Here is a 13,386-nt window from a genome sequence, read left to right as displayed (position 1 = left end):
TATTGGCAATCCCGTGTTTGCAGTCAAAGGGACAATCAGGCCTCAAGTCATTCGCCTGTGGTCTTGGCCGAAATGCTGCTGTCTGGAGTATTAGTCCTATTTGTACTATGTCGGTAGTTTCGGCCCCCAACTTGAGCGGTGCGCAAGAAATTTTCCTCTGTTTGATGTTAGCCCGCTGTGGCTCGGCGACAAGCAGTCAAGGCCAGCTTTCCTCGTGAGAGAAATGCTCTCCCTGTGGACATAAATCACAGGCATGAAAAACCCGGCAAAAGCCGGGTTTTTTGTCTGGCGCGCAGCTTAAGCGGTGAAGGCTTTGCCTTCGAACTGCTCAGCAACGAACTTCCAGTTGACCAGGTTCCAGAACGCTTCGACATACTTAGGACGAACGTTGCGGTAGTCGATGTAGTAAGCGTGTTCCCAGACGTCGCAGGTCAGCAGCGGGGTGTCGCCGCTGGTCAGCGGGTTGCCGGCGCCGATGGTGCTGGCCAGAGCCAGGGAACCGTCAGCCTTTTTCACCAGCCAGCCCCAGCCGGAACCGAAGGTACCGATCGAGGTTTTGCTGAACTCTTCCTTGAACTTGTCGAACGAACCGAACGCAGCGTTGATGGCTTCAGCCAGCGCGCCGGTTGGTTGACCGCCGGCGTTTGGTGCCAGGCAGTTCCAGTAGAAAGTGTGGTTCCAGACCTGAGCGGCGTTGTTGAAGATGCCGCCCGAGGAAGTCTTGACGATTTCTTCCAGGGTTTTGCCTTCGAACTCGGTGCCTGGCACCAGGTTGTTCAGGTTCACGACATAGGTGTTGTGGTGCTTGTCGTGGTGAAATTCCAGGGTTTCCTTGGAAATGTGCGGCTGCAGGGCATCGTGTGCGTAAGGCAGCGGCGGCAATTCGAAAGCCATGATGATTCTCCTAATCAGGTCTGTTGCGGTGAGCGCAAGGCCGATCACGGGCGGCCAGAAATGCACCGGCGAGTTTTTACTCTTTGCGGCGCAGAGTTCGGATCATAGCACCGGGGTTGCGGCTTAACCACGCAACAACTGTGTGGGATAGAGGTTCCAGAGCTGTTTGGAATAAGTCAGGACGCCAATATCAGCTGTCCTGCCACCGTGAACATCATTAACGCCACCAGCAGATCAAGAATCCGCCAGGTACTCGGGCGAGCCAGCCACGGTGCGAGCCACGCGGCACCCAGCGCCAAAGTGAAAAACCACAGCAAAGAAGCGCTTGCCGCGCCGACCACATAAGCCCCCGGCACCGACTGCTGAGCCCCCAGCGAACCAATCAACAGCACGGTATCGAGATAAACGTGCGGGTTGAGCAAGGTCACCGCCAAGGCACTGAGCATCACCGCCCGCAACGAGCGTACGGTCTGGTTTTCACCCTGATTCAGGCTCTGCTTCGAAAACGCCCGGCGCAGGGCTTGGCTGCCGTACCAGATCAGGAACACCGCACCACCCCAGCGCGCGACCGCCAGCAATGTCGGGTTTTGCGCCAACACGGTCGCCAGGCCAAACACCCCGGCGGCCACCAGCAATGCATCGCAGGCGACGCACAGCGCGGCGACGGGCAGGTGATGCTCACGCCGCAGACTCTGCGCCAGCACAAATGCGTTTTGCGTACCGATCGCCATGATCAGCCCCAACGCCACCAGCAATCCGTTCACATAGCTTTGCCACATAAGATTTACTCCGCGTTGGCTGCCAGATCGCGCAGCACTTGCATGGCGCGTTCGGCGTCGGCCTGACCGACAAACAAATGGTCGTGGTAGTAACCGGCGATCACGTTGCAACTAATCCCGGCCTTGCCCAGTGCGGTGGCAAACGCGGCGGTGAGGCCGACGGCTTCCAGCGCCGAATGCACGTTCAGGGTGATCCACGCGGCCACATAGTCGAAGTTGAAACCGGCCTGTTCGGCATCGCGGCGTTGCAGGATCACCGTCAGGCCTTCCTGTTCACGGAAGCTGCCGACAACCTCCAGGCCGCGCGGCAACTGGCCGTCGGGCAGGGTGCAGAACACGTATTCGCCGGCGTTGAGCTGCGGGCTCATGCTGCGCAGCAAGGTCGAGAGTGATGTTTCGCCAGCCATTGACGTTGTCCTTGATAAAGAGTGCTTGCTGGCTATTCTCCGGTCTGACGTTGTATAAGAAAAACCAATAGTGCTGATCGCTCATTAGGAAAACTGATGTTCGACTACAAATTACTCTCCGCTCTGGCCGCCGTGGTCGAGCAGGCTGGATTCGAACGCGCGGCGCAGGTGCTGGGTTTGTCGCAATCGGCGATTTCGCAGCGGATCAAACTGCTTGAGGCGCGGGTCGGTCAGCCGGTGTTGGTGCGCGCTACGCCGCCATCGCCGACCGAGATTGGCCGACGCCTGCTCAACCATGTGCAGCAAGTGCGTCTGCTCGAGCGCGATTTGCAGACGCTTGTGCCCGCGTTGGACGAAGAGGGACTACCGGAACGTCTGCGCATCGCAATCAATGCCGACAGCCTGGCGACCTGGTGGGCTGAGGCGGTGGGGGATTTCTGCGCCGACCAGCATTTGTTGCTGGATCTGGTGGTGGAAGACCAGACCGTCGGCCTCAAACGCATGCGCGCCGGTGAAGTGGCGGCGTGCGTCTGCGCCAGCGAGCGACCGGTGGCTGGCGCGCGCAGCGTGTTGCTCGGGGCGATGCGTTATCGCGCGCTCGCCAGCCCGGCGTTTATCGAACGGCATTTTCCCGATGGCGTGCGCGCCGAACAACTGCCGCGAACCCCGGCGCTGGTGTTTGGCCCGGACGATTTCCTCCAGCATCGCTACCTGGCATCCCTCGGCGTCGATGGCGGTTTCGAGCACCATTTGTGCCCGTCTTCCGAGGGTTTTATCCGCCTGACTGAGGCCGGATTGGGCTGGGGCCTGGTACCGGAACTGCAAGTGCGCGAGCAATTGCAACGCGGGGTGTTGCGCGAACTGTTGCCAGATAAACCGATCGACGTGCCGTTGTACTGGCATCATTGGCGCAATGGCGGTCAGCTGCTGGGCTTGCTGACCGAGCAATTGGTGCGTTCTTCACCCCAATGGTTGGTGCCGTTGAACTGACGGCCAGCGTCAAGACACACGAATCAGGCAAAACGAAAGACATCGGAGCTTTACATGAAAATTCTGGTCACCGGCGCAAGCGGCTTCATTGGCGGGCGCTTTGCGCGTTTCGCTCTGGAGCAGGGCCTTGACGTGCGGGTCAACGGTCGCCGGGCCGAGAGCGTCGAGCATCTGGTGCGCCGTGGCGCCGAGTTTGTCCCCGGCGATCTGACTGACCCGGATCTGGTGCGTGAACTCTGCGCCGACGTCGAAGCCGTGGTGCATTGTTCGGGCGCTGTCGGGCTGTGGGGGCGTTATCAGGACTTTCATCAAGGCAACGTGCAGGTTACTGAAAATGTCGTCGAGGCTTGCCTGAAGCAGCGGGTTCGGCGGCTGGTGCATTTGTCATCGCCGTCGATCTATTTCGATGGCCGTGACCACTTCGACCTGACCGAAGAACACGTGCCCAAGCGCTTCAAACATCACTACGCCGCGACCAAGTATCTGGCCGAGCAAAAGGTCTTCGGCGCGCAGGAATTCGGTCTGGAAACCATCGCGCTGCGTCCGCGTTTTGTTACCGGTGCCGGCGACATGAGCATTTTCCCGCGCCTGTTGAACATGCAGCGCAAGGGCCGTCTGGCGATCATCGGCAACGGTTTGAACAAGGTCGATTTCACCAGCGTGCACAACCTCAACGAAGTCATGCTCAGCAGCTTGCTGGCCGCCGGCTCCGCGCTGGGCAAGGCGTACAACATCAGTAATGGCGCGCCGGTGCCTCTGTGGGATGTGGTCAATTACGTCATGCGCAAAATGGAAGTCCCACAGGTCACCAAGTACCGTTCGTACGGGCTGGCCTACAGCGTCGCGGCGCTCAACGAAGGCGCGTGCAAACTCTGGCCGGGACGTCCGGAGCCGACGCTGTCGCGCTTGGGCATGCAGGTAATGAACAAAAATTTCACCCTCGACATCAGCCGCGCCCGGCATTATCTGGATTACGATCCGAAAGTCAGCCTGTGGACGGCCCTCGACGAGTTCTGCGGCTGGTGGAAAGCCCAGGACATTCGTTGAAACGATTCGGCCGGGCGGCAATGAACCGCACTGCAGGTTGAGGGTCAATCCCTGCGGCTGCGGGGTTTATACTTCGCCGCAATCTGCCATCACCGCGTTTCACAAAGGTTGCCTCAATGTCCATGCGTAATGATGCCCACGACGATTTCGATGATGTACCGAGCCTGCGTGCCGACACCTTCGACGACGATGACATTCCGACCACTGCCCGCACCGCCGTGCACTCGCGCACGCCGCCGGTGGTCAAGGTCAAGGCGGCCAGCACCGGGCCGTTGTGGGCGCTGGTCGGCGCCTTGTTTTTTGCCTTCATCGGTCTGGCCTGGTGGAGCTTTCAGCAGATTTCGTTGATGGAGCAGCAACTGGTGGCGACCCAGGAAAGTTTCGCGCGTATCAGTGAGGAAGCGGCCGGGCGCCTGCAGGATATTTCCGGCAAGGTCGTGGCCAGCCAGAGCAACGTCAGCAGCGACAGCGAAGCCTTGAAGCTGCAGATCAAACAGCTGGAAGGCAAACTGCTGGATCAGAGCAAGCAGCAGCAGGGCGTGGCCGGTCAGGCCAGCGATCTGGACAAACGTCTGGCGCAGATGACCGCGCAGACCACTGAACAGCAGAACGCCAATACCCAGTTGCAGGCGCAGGTCAAAGCCCTCAGCGCCGAACTGGCGAGCGTGAAAAGCACCCCGGCCGATACCAGCAAGGTCGACGCCCAGCTCAAGGCCTTCGATGCCCAGTTCAAGAGCCTTGGCGCCGACATCGCAGCACTGAAGAAACAGGGCAATCCGAGCGCGGCGATTGATCGTCTGGAACAGGAAATCGTCGTCCTCAAAAGCGAGCAGGACAACCGTCCGGCATCCCCTCAGGGTGGCGGCAACACGGCCGAGTTCGATGCGTTCCGTGGGCAGATGACCCGCAACATCAATACGCTGTCGGCGCAGATCCAGAATTTGCAGCAGCAAATCAACGCCCGCCCATAGCCAAAAGCAGGGTTCTTTGTGTCGACAGAGAACCCTGTGGCGAGGGGATTTATCCCCGATGGAGGGCGAAGCGCTCCCCGGCATTTTTCCAGTGATATCGAGTTCTCAGGTTTTGGGGCTGCTTCGCAACCCATCGGGGATAAATCCCCTCGCCACAGGAATCTCCTTTGTCACAGGGGGGGGCTCTGTAATCACCTGCATCATTCTGAATACTCGTACATGCCCCCAAGCCGTCTACGCTCTTGAAACACCAACAAGAACGAGGGATGCGCTATGGGTTTTTTGCATAAAGTGGCCTGGCTCGGCGTGATGTTACTGGCGGGGTTCGGCCAGGCCAGCGCCGCAACCACCGCCAAGGATGACAGCCAGGCCGCCATCGCCTTGCTGGAAAAGGCCCTGGCCTATTACCACGACAACGGCGACAAGGCGTTCGCCGCATTCAGTCGTCAGGGCGAGTTTGTCGACAAGGATCGCTACGTGTTCGTGGTCGACACCAAAGGCGTGATGCTCGCCAGCGGCGGGCCATCGTCAGCGTTGATCGGTCGTGATGTGAGCGATGTGCTCGGCCCGGATCTGCAAAAAACCTTCAAGGACGCCTTGAAAGTGCCGGAGGGCAACGGCATCCAGCAAGCCGAGTACCGCTGGCAGAACTGGGCTGACGGCAAGGTCGAGCGCAAGCATGTGTTCTATCAGCGCGTCGGTCAGCGGATTTTGGCGGTCGGTTATTACTTGCCCCGGGCGTCGGCCGAGCAGGCGATGGCATTGCTGAACAAGGCAGCGACGGATCTGGGCAAAGACGAGAAGGGCACGCTGATGGCGATCAACTCGCTCAAGGGCGGCTATTTGCAGGATGACCTGTACGTGTTCGTGGTCGATCTGGATACCCAGCGCTATGTCGCACATGGCACCAATCTGCGGCTGATCAATACCGACTTCAGCAAGATCAAGGACCCGGAAGGCAAACCGGTGGGCGAGCCGATTCTGGCGCTGATCGCCAAGCAGGATTATGGCGACTACCAATACCGCTGGAAAAACCCGGTGACCGGCAAGGTCGAGGACAAGCATGCCTACCTGAAGAAGGTCGGGCACTTTCTGGTGGCGGTGGGTTACTACAGCCCTTGAAACGCATCCTCCCTTGTGGGAGCGAGCCTGCTCGCGAAGGCAGAATATCAGTCGATACATTCTTCGACTGATTCACCGTCTTCGCGAGCAGGCTCGCTCCCACATGTTTTGGGGTGTTGCTGCTATTTGGCGCCGTGCTCGCGCCCACGCAGCAAGTGGTTCGGCATCGCAATCGCCGCCGCCAGCCCCAGCAGCGACACCGCCGCACTGACCCACAGCAAATGCCGGAAGGTCACCGAAAGCTCCGCGCGCAAGGCGTTCTGCGCATCACCCGGTGCAGCGTTCAGACCATCGAGCAGTACGTTGCCCGAGTGCCCCTCGCTCATCAGCGAGCTGCTTGTCAGATGGACAAAGTTTGAGTCCTGTAAAAATGCCAGCAACAGCGCGGACATCAACGCCACACCCACCGCGCCGCCCAGCGAGCGGAACAGGTTGGTGGTGCTGGTGGCCACACCGATGTCGCGTTGCTCCACCGAGTTCTGCGTGCCGACCAGTGACGTCGGGAACTGCATGCCACCGGCAATCCCGCTGAGCAACATGAACAGACCACTCATGACTGTGGCCTCCGGCGGACTGAACGCCATGCCGAGAATCGAGATCGGCATCAGGATCGCGCCGGTCAGAATTTGCGGTTTGTAGCGCCCGGTCACCGAGGTGCGACGCCCGGCAAAGAAGGCGCCGATCGGCAGGCCCATGGCCAATGGCAGCAAGTGCAACGCGGCGCTGTCGGCCCCGGCCCCGGTGACCGTTTGAAAGCGCAGCGGCATCAGCACGATCAGCGAAATCGCCTGGAAACTGGTGAAGAAAATCGTGCACCAGCACAGCAGGGCGTTGCGATTGGCGAACAGGTGCATCGGCAGCAACGGCTCACGCGCACGCCGCTCATGCCAGACAAAAATCGCCAACACCACGACCGCACAAGCGAACAGCCCAAGCACTTCGCTGCTGCGCCATGAATGGCCCTGACCGACCTGAGTGATACCGAGCAGCAGGGCCGTCAGGCCGATGATCATCAGCACTGTGCCGAGGTAATCGATGATCGGCTTGCGTTGTGGAATCGGTAGCCCGCGCAAGTTGCGATTGGCCACCCACCAGGCGCCGAGGCCCAGCGGCAGGTTGATCAGAAACACCCAGCGCCACGACAGGTACTCGGTCATGTAGCCGCCGAGCACCGGGCCGGCGACGCTCGCGACCGCGTACATGCTGCTGAAATACCCCTGATAGCGCCCGCGTTCGCGCGGCGGCACGATGTCGCCGATGATCGCCTGGCTCACCGAAATCATCCCGCCGGCACCGATGCCTTGGAGAATCCGCGCGAGCACCAGTTGTTCCATGCTTTGGGCCATGCCGCAAAACAGCGAAGCCAGCGTGAAAAGGCCCATGCCGAACAGCATCAGTTTGCGCCGCCCGTACAAATCGCCGAGCTTGCCGTAGATTGGCACCGCGACGGTCATCGCCACCATGTACCCGGAAATCACCCAGGCCAGCAGGCTGACGTCCTTGAATTGCGCGGAGATGGCCGGCATCGACACGGCGACGATGGTCTGGTCCAGCGCGCCAAGGAAGATTGCCATCATCAGCGCGACCAGCACGCTGCGAATGGCCGGTTTGGGCGTTTCAGGCTGGTTGAGATTGGACACGGGCAGGACCTGCGGGCAGAGATGAACCCGCTGGCGAGCGGGGTGGATGCTCGCCAGTGTAAGTCGATAGCAGGCTATTCGATAGCCTCGTATGGAAGCCCGACGTAATTTTCTGCAATGGTTTTTCGGCCCGCTTCCGAGCTGACAAAATAGTCCAGCTCCGAGGCGCAAATGCGTTGGCTGAAGTCATCGTGATCGTCGAAGCGATGCAGCATTGACGTCATCCACCAGGAAAATCGCTCGGCCTTCCAGACCCGACGCAGGCAGATCTCGGAGTATTTCTCCAGCAGATCGATGCGACCGTTGCGGTACACCTTCAACAGAATATTGAACAATGTGCTGACATCGCTGGCGGCCAGGTTCAAGCCCTTGGCGCCGGTGGGCGGGACGATGTGCGCCGCGTCGCCGACCAGAAACATCCGGCCGTATTGCATCGGCTCCACCACGAAACTGCGCAGCGGCGCGATGCTCTTTTCAATCGACGGGCCAGTGACCAGTTTCTCTGCCAGCTCCGACGGCAGGCGCTTTTTCAGCTCATCCCAGAAGCGCTGATCGCTCCAGTTGTCGACGTTTTCATCCGCTGGCACTTGCAGGTAGTAACGGGTGCGAACCGCTGACCGCATGCTGCACAAGGCAAACCCGCGTTCGTGGCGGGCGTAGACCAGTTCGTCTTGCACTGGCGGGGTGTCGGCGAGAATGCCTAGCCAGCCGAAAGGGTAAACCCGTTCGAACACCTTCAGGCAATCCGCAGGAATTGACTGCCGGGCGACACCGTGGAAACCATCACAACCGGCGATGTAATCGCAATCGACGCGCCAGGTTTCGCCGTCCTTTTCGAAGGTGACGAAGGCTTCGTCGCTTTTCATGCCGTGAGGAACGACATTGCTCACTTGATAAATCGTCGTTGCCCCGGCCTCCCGACGAGCGGCCATCAGGTCGCGGGTGACTTCGGTCTGGCCGTAGATCATTACGGTCTTGCCGCCGGTCAAGGCGTGCAGATCGATGTGTACCTGACGCCCATCCAGCGCCAGATCGAAACCGCCGTGAACCAGACCTTCAGCGTCCATCCGCTGACTCACGCCGGCCTGACGCAACAGCTCTACCATGCCTTGTTCAAGCACACCGGCACGGATGCGCCCGAGCACATAATCGGGTGCCTGGCGTTCGAGGATGAGGGTGTCGATGCCGGCGTTGTGCAGCAACTGACCGAGGAGCAATCCGGATGGACCGGCGCCGATGATGGCGACTTGGGTTTTCAGCGTTTTCATTGTTTTTATGGCTCGCAAGCTTCACGCGGCCAAGGCCGGTGAATGATTTTTATGGATCGAGTGCTTGCATTTTTCCCTTGCGGGTCTGTCAATTGAAGGTGAAAACTGAGCCGATACCTGTACATTCTGCCAATCGGTGCGATTATCGCCCGTAACCCTAGAGGCCTGGATTGAAGTGATGAACAAGCCTGAGCTGCCTTCGATTCCGGTGTTCAAGCTCTACGGTGAAAGCCTGGACTGGCCGACCCCGGACTTGCTGCACTGTGAAACCATTTCCTCACGCAGTCGCGAACATCAATGGGAAATCAAACCCCACCGCCACGCCGATTTGTGCCAGCTGCTCTTCGTCTTCAAAGGTCAGGCAGAGCTTGAGATCGAAGGTCAGCGCACTCAGCTTCAAACGCCTGCCATTCAAGTACTGCCACCGCTATCGGTACATGGCTTCCGTTTTTCCGAGGACATCGAAGGATTCGTCGTCACGCTCGCCACGCCGCTGATCAATCACTTGCAGGCGCAGCTGGGCAACGCGGTTCACGCGCTTGCCCAGGCCGATAGCTATCCGGCGGGCAATGACGGCGATTACCTGAATAGCTTGTTTACGGCGTTGCAGGCCGAGTACAACGGCCATCAACCCGCGCGGGAAATGCTCATGCATTCGCTGGTCAGCGTGATCATGGTCTGGGTCAGCCGCCAGGCGATCGTGCGCCATAACGCCAGCCAGCGGCCGCAACGCCAGCGCGAATACCTCGCCGGGTTTATTCAATTGGTGGAGGAAACTTACCGCCAGCATGTGAAGGTCGAGGACCTGGCCCATCGACTGGGCATTTCGGTCTCTCACCTCAACGGCACGTGCCGTGAACTGGCGGGGCAACCGGCGTTGCAGATCATGCACGAACGCCAGTTACTGGAAGCCAAGCGCCTGCTGACCTATACCAGCATGACAATTTACGATATGTCGGAATTGTTGGGGTTTTCCGATCCGACCAACTTCACGCGCCTGTTCCGGCGTCGGGTGGGGATTTCGCCCAAGGCTTTTCGTGACAGGCTGAAGGCCGAGCAGTAATTCTGTAACCACCACAAATCCCTGTGGGAGCGAGCTTGCTCGCTCCCACAGGGATTTTATTCCAGCCTGATTCAATCAGCGCAGTGCATTCAGCGTGGCGTTGTGCGGAATACAGCGCTCGAAGTTACAACTCGCGTATTCGCGGGGCAGTTGTCGCAGTTGCTCGACCCGCCAGGCCGCGGTGCCGTACAACGCCAGCGTGGCAGCGCAGGTGATGAAAATCGCGAAGTATCTTCTTGTTTTGATGTTCATGGTGTTCGACCTCTGAACGAATACCCTTGGGTACTGCTTTCAGCATAGGTCAGCCATGAAGACTTGCCAGCACCAGCGGTTGCACATTTAACGCGACATTCAGAACACTGATGACCGGGTTTACAGGTCGATATCCCACGCCGGGTTTTCCGGGAATCTGAGCACCAGAAAATCCAGCATGCTGCGCAATGCCGCCGGCATGTGCTTGCGCGAGGCATAGACCGCGTAGATGTTCATCTGCCGGGGTTCGGCGTCGGGCAGCAAGCGAATCAACTCACCTGCGTGAATGTGCACCCCGGCCTGATAGGTCGGCAGCATCGCCACCCCCGCACCGGCCAACGTCGCTCGCAACAGCGTGCTTGCTTCGTTGGCGCTGATATTGCCCTGAACCGGCACCGAGACCGGCTCGCCGTTCTCTTCGAAATGCCACAGGCTTTTGCCGAAGTAGGAGTGAGTGAGGCAGTTGTGTCGACTCAGCTCTTCAACCCGCTGTGGCGCCGGATGCGCTTGCAGATAATCCGGGGCCGCGCAGACCACCGAGCGGCAAACGGTCAGGCGCCGGGCGATCAGGTTCGGATCGAGGTCATTGCTGGTGCGGATCGCCAGATCGATGCGCTCATCCACCAGATTCACCGTGCGATCGAGCATCTGCATATCGATGCTGACGCCGGGGTAGCGCTTGACGTACGCCGCCATCGCATCGGCCAGTTGCGCCTGGCCGAACGAGGTGCTGACGCTGATCCGCAGCAGTCCGCGCGGGGCGTCGTGGGGTTCGCTGACGGCGGCCTGCATATCGCTCGACAGTTCAATCATCTGCCGGCAGCGCGGCAGGATTTCACTGCCGGCGGCGGTCAGGCTCAATTTGCGCGTGGTGCGGTGCATCAGGCGTGCGCCGACCCAGTCTTCCAGCTCGGCCAGATAACGCGATACCACCGGGCGTGAAAGGTCCAGGTGATCGGCCGCTGCCGACTGACTGCCCAGGTCCACCACCGTGACAAACACCCGCATTGCTTGGAGACGATCCATGATTTGCCCGCTTTCAGAAACAAACTATGTCCAAGCATCGCATTTTTTGTACTGACTCAGGCAACTAAGCTCTGTCCCATCGCCAGACATGGCATTCGGACACCGGAGCAACAGATGATCGGTTTCACTGTAATCAAACGCGTACTCCTCGCAACCGCTTCCCTCGGTTTTGCTGCCCACGCAGCGGCTGCCAACCTGACCCTCGATGTCTACAACCCGGGCACCAACGCCATTTTTCCGGTGACCTCGGTGCTGGTCAGCGGCGCAAAAGACGCGATCCTGGTCGATGCACAATTCGGTAAATCCCAGGCCGAGCAAGTGGTGGAAAAGATCCGCGCCAGCGGCAAGCATCTGACCACTATTTACATCAGCCACGGTGATCCGGATTACTACTTCGGCCTCGACACCCTGACCAAAGCCTTCCCCGATGCAAAGGTGCTGGCTTCGCAGCCGACCGTTGATCACATCAACAAAACCGTCGAAGGCAAACTGGCGTTCTGGGGCCCGAAAATGGGCGCCGACGTACCGGCGAAAACCATCGTGCCGGGCGTGCTCAAGGGCGACAGCCTGATGCTCGAAGGGCAGAAGTTGCAGGTGATCGGTCTTGCGGGCAAACAACCGGATCGCAGCTTTGTATGGATTCCTTCGCTCAAAGCCGTGGTTGGTGGCGTTGTCGTTGCCGAGAACATCCACGTGTGGATGGCCGACACCCAGACCGCACAATCCCACGCCGACTGGCTGGAAACCCTGCACTCGATCGAAACCCTGAAGCCGAACACCGTGGTGCCGGGTCATTACCTGGGTAACAGCAGCCGTTCGCTGGCCAGCGTGAAATTCACCGCCGATTACATCAAGGCGTTCGATGCAGAAACCGCCAAGGCCAAGGATTCCGCCGCCCTGATCGCGGCAATGAAAAAACGCTACCCGAAGCTGGGCGAGGAAAGCTCGCTGGAGCTGAGCGCCAAAGTCGCCAAAGGCGAAATGCAGTGGTAACCCGATTCTGAAAACGCAGCACTCTCAAGCCAACTGGAGAATGTCATGAGCAAAATCGCAATCATCGGTGCCACCGGTCGTGCCGGTAGCCAACTGCTGGAAGAAGCCCTGCGTCGCGGCCACAGCGTTACCGCCATCGCCCGGGACACCTCGAAGATCGGCGGCCGTGCTGGTGTGGTCAGCCAGAATGTCGATGTGCTGGATTCGGTGGCGCTGCAAGATGCCGTCGCCGGTCATGATGTGGTGATCACCGCCGCGCATTTCGCGACGGTGCCGGCCAGCGCAATTGTCGGGCCAGTGAAGCAGGCGGGTGTGAAACGCCTGTTGGTGGTCGGCGGTGCCGGTTCGCTGTTGTTGCCGGACGACACTCGGGTTATCGACAGCGCAGGTTTCCCGGCCGAGTACAAAACCGAGGCCAGCGCCGGTGCGGCGTTTCTTGAGGCGTTGCGTCAGGAAAAGGAATTGGACTGGTGTTTTCTGTCGCCGTCGGCGGAGTTTGTCGAAGGTGAGCGCAGCGGTACGTTCCGTGTCGGCAAGGATCATTTGCTGGTGAGTGGAGAAGGGCGCAGCTGGATCACTTTTGCCGATTACGCGATTGCGTTGATCGACGAAGTGGAAGCGCCGAAACATTCGCGGCAGCGGTTTACGGTCGGGTACTGACAGCCCCCCTCACCCCAGCCCTCTCCCGGAGGGAGAGGGAGCCGACCGAGGTGTCTTGCGGGATACATCGACCTGAAAGATCGAGTCGATTATGGATTCGGGAGAGGGAGCCGACCGAGGTGTCTTGCGGGATACATCGACCTGAAAGATCGAGTCGATTATGGATTCGGGAGAGGGAGCCGACCGAGGTGTCTTGCGGGATACATCGACCTGAGGGATCGAGTCGATTATGGATTCGGCAGAGCACGTTCAGGTCGGCGTACTTCTTGAGCAT

At 59.6% G+C, this 13,386-nt stretch carries 14 protein-coding genes; 7 read left to right on the top strand and 7 right to left on the bottom strand.

What is annotated here, in order from left to right; genetic code table 11:
• Window positions 1-297 precede the first annotated feature (297 nt).
• From ACA043_RS23360 to ACA043_RS23350, 3 genes are all read right to left on the bottom strand, one after another.
• On the bottom strand, window positions 298-894 hold the full coding sequence (locus ACA043_RS23360; protein WP_187678144.1) for a superoxide dismutase: 597 nt from the start codon (window positions 892-894) through the stop codon (window positions 298-300).
• 176 nt (window positions 895-1,070) lie between these two features.
• On the bottom strand, window positions 1,071-1,673 hold the full coding sequence (locus ACA043_RS23355) for a LysE/ArgO family amino acid transporter (protein WP_187678143.1): 603 nt from the start codon (window positions 1,671-1,673) through the stop codon (window positions 1,071-1,073).
• A 5-nt stretch (window positions 1,674-1,678) separates the two neighbouring features.
• Complete coding sequence (locus tag ACA043_RS23350) at window positions 1,679-2,080, bottom strand: ACT domain-containing protein (protein ID WP_497615240.1); 402 nt, start codon at window positions 2,078-2,080, stop codon at window positions 1,679-1,681.
• Window positions 2,081-2,176: 96 nt separating this feature from the next.
• Between ACA043_RS23350 and ACA043_RS23345 the strand changes: the two genes are divergently transcribed.
• The 4 genes from ACA043_RS23345 to ACA043_RS23330 all read left to right on the top strand — a co-directional run bounded on the left by ACA043_RS23345 (window position 2,177) and on the right by ACA043_RS23330 (window position 6,210).
• Complete coding sequence (locus ACA043_RS23345; protein ID WP_187678141.1) at window positions 2,177-3,070, top strand: LysR family transcriptional regulator ArgP; 894 nt, start codon at window positions 2,177-2,179, stop codon at window positions 3,068-3,070.
• Window positions 3,071-3,124: 54 nt separating this feature from the next.
• Window positions 3,125-4,117, top strand: a complete 993-nt coding sequence (locus ACA043_RS23340) for an NAD-dependent epimerase/dehydratase family protein (protein WP_497658003.1) — start codon at window positions 3,125-3,127, stop codon at window positions 4,115-4,117.
• 116 nt (window positions 4,118-4,233) lie between these two features.
• On the top strand, window positions 4,234-5,088 hold the full coding sequence (locus tag ACA043_RS23335) for an ATPase (protein WP_497658002.1): 855 nt from the start codon (window positions 4,234-4,236) through the stop codon (window positions 5,086-5,088).
• Between the two features lie 273 nt (window positions 5,089-5,361).
• Window positions 5,362-6,210 carry a cache domain-containing protein gene (locus ACA043_RS23330; protein ID WP_187678138.1) on the top strand — a complete coding sequence of 283 codons (849 nt, stop codon included), beginning with the start codon at window positions 5,362-5,364 and terminating at the stop codon, window positions 6,208-6,210.
• A gap of 122 nt (window positions 6,211-6,332) precedes the next feature.
• Here ACA043_RS23330 and ACA043_RS23325 read toward each other — a convergent pair whose 3' ends face one another.
• Together ACA043_RS23325 and pobA are read right to left on the bottom strand one after the other, a co-directional pair.
• Window positions 6,333-7,850: an MDR family MFS transporter gene (locus ACA043_RS23325; RefSeq protein WP_497658001.1), complete on the bottom strand. Its 1,518-nt coding sequence runs from the start codon at window positions 7,848-7,850 to the stop codon at window positions 6,333-6,335.
• 74 nt (window positions 7,851-7,924) lie between these two features.
• The gene (gene pobA, locus ACA043_RS23320) at window positions 7,925-9,118 is read right to left on the bottom strand and encodes a 4-hydroxybenzoate 3-monooxygenase (protein WP_497615237.1); all 1,194 of its coding nucleotides are present in this window, start codon (window positions 9,116-9,118) and stop codon (window positions 7,925-7,927) included.
• A gap of 178 nt (window positions 9,119-9,296) precedes the next feature.
• On the opposite strand from pobA, the gene ACA043_RS23315 reads away from it, so the two are divergent.
• The gene (locus ACA043_RS23315) at window positions 9,297-10,181 is read left to right on the top strand and encodes a helix-turn-helix domain-containing protein (protein ID WP_401272051.1); all 885 of its coding nucleotides are present in this window, start codon (window positions 9,297-9,299) and stop codon (window positions 10,179-10,181) included.
• Between the two features lie 75 nt (window positions 10,182-10,256).
• Here the strand turns inward: ACA043_RS23315 and ACA043_RS23310 are convergent, their stop codons facing one another.
• Together ACA043_RS23310 and ACA043_RS23305 are read right to left on the bottom strand one after the other, a co-directional pair.
• Window positions 10,257-10,433, bottom strand: coding sequence for a hypothetical protein (locus ACA043_RS23310; protein WP_008085463.1), 177 nt, complete (start codon window positions 10,431-10,433; stop codon window positions 10,257-10,259).
• A gap of 120 nt (window positions 10,434-10,553) precedes the next feature.
• A complete protein-coding gene (locus tag ACA043_RS23305; protein ID WP_497658000.1) occupies window positions 10,554-11,459 on the bottom strand; it encodes a LysR family transcriptional regulator in 906 nt (301 codons plus the stop codon).
• A gap of 114 nt (window positions 11,460-11,573) precedes the next feature.
• Here ACA043_RS23305 and ACA043_RS23300 point away from each other — a divergent pair, with 114 nt between their 5' ends.
• Together ACA043_RS23300 and ACA043_RS23295 are read left to right on the top strand one after the other, a co-directional pair.
• Entirely contained in the window at window positions 11,574-12,452 is an 879-nt protein-coding gene (locus ACA043_RS23300; RefSeq protein ID WP_401272052.1) for an MBL fold metallo-hydrolase, read from the top strand.
• A 45-nt stretch (window positions 12,453-12,497) separates the two neighbouring features.
• Window positions 12,498-13,112, top strand: coding sequence for an NAD(P)-dependent oxidoreductase (locus ACA043_RS23295; protein WP_497657999.1), 615 nt, complete (start codon window positions 12,498-12,500; stop codon window positions 13,110-13,112).
• The last annotated feature ends 274 nt before the right edge of the window (window positions 13,113-13,386 follow it).

The organism is Pseudomonas sp. LBUM1648, from assembly GCF_059716145.1.
The sequence above is the reverse complement of the archived record's forward strand: the minus strand, read 5'-3'. Positions and strand labels throughout refer to the sequence as shown.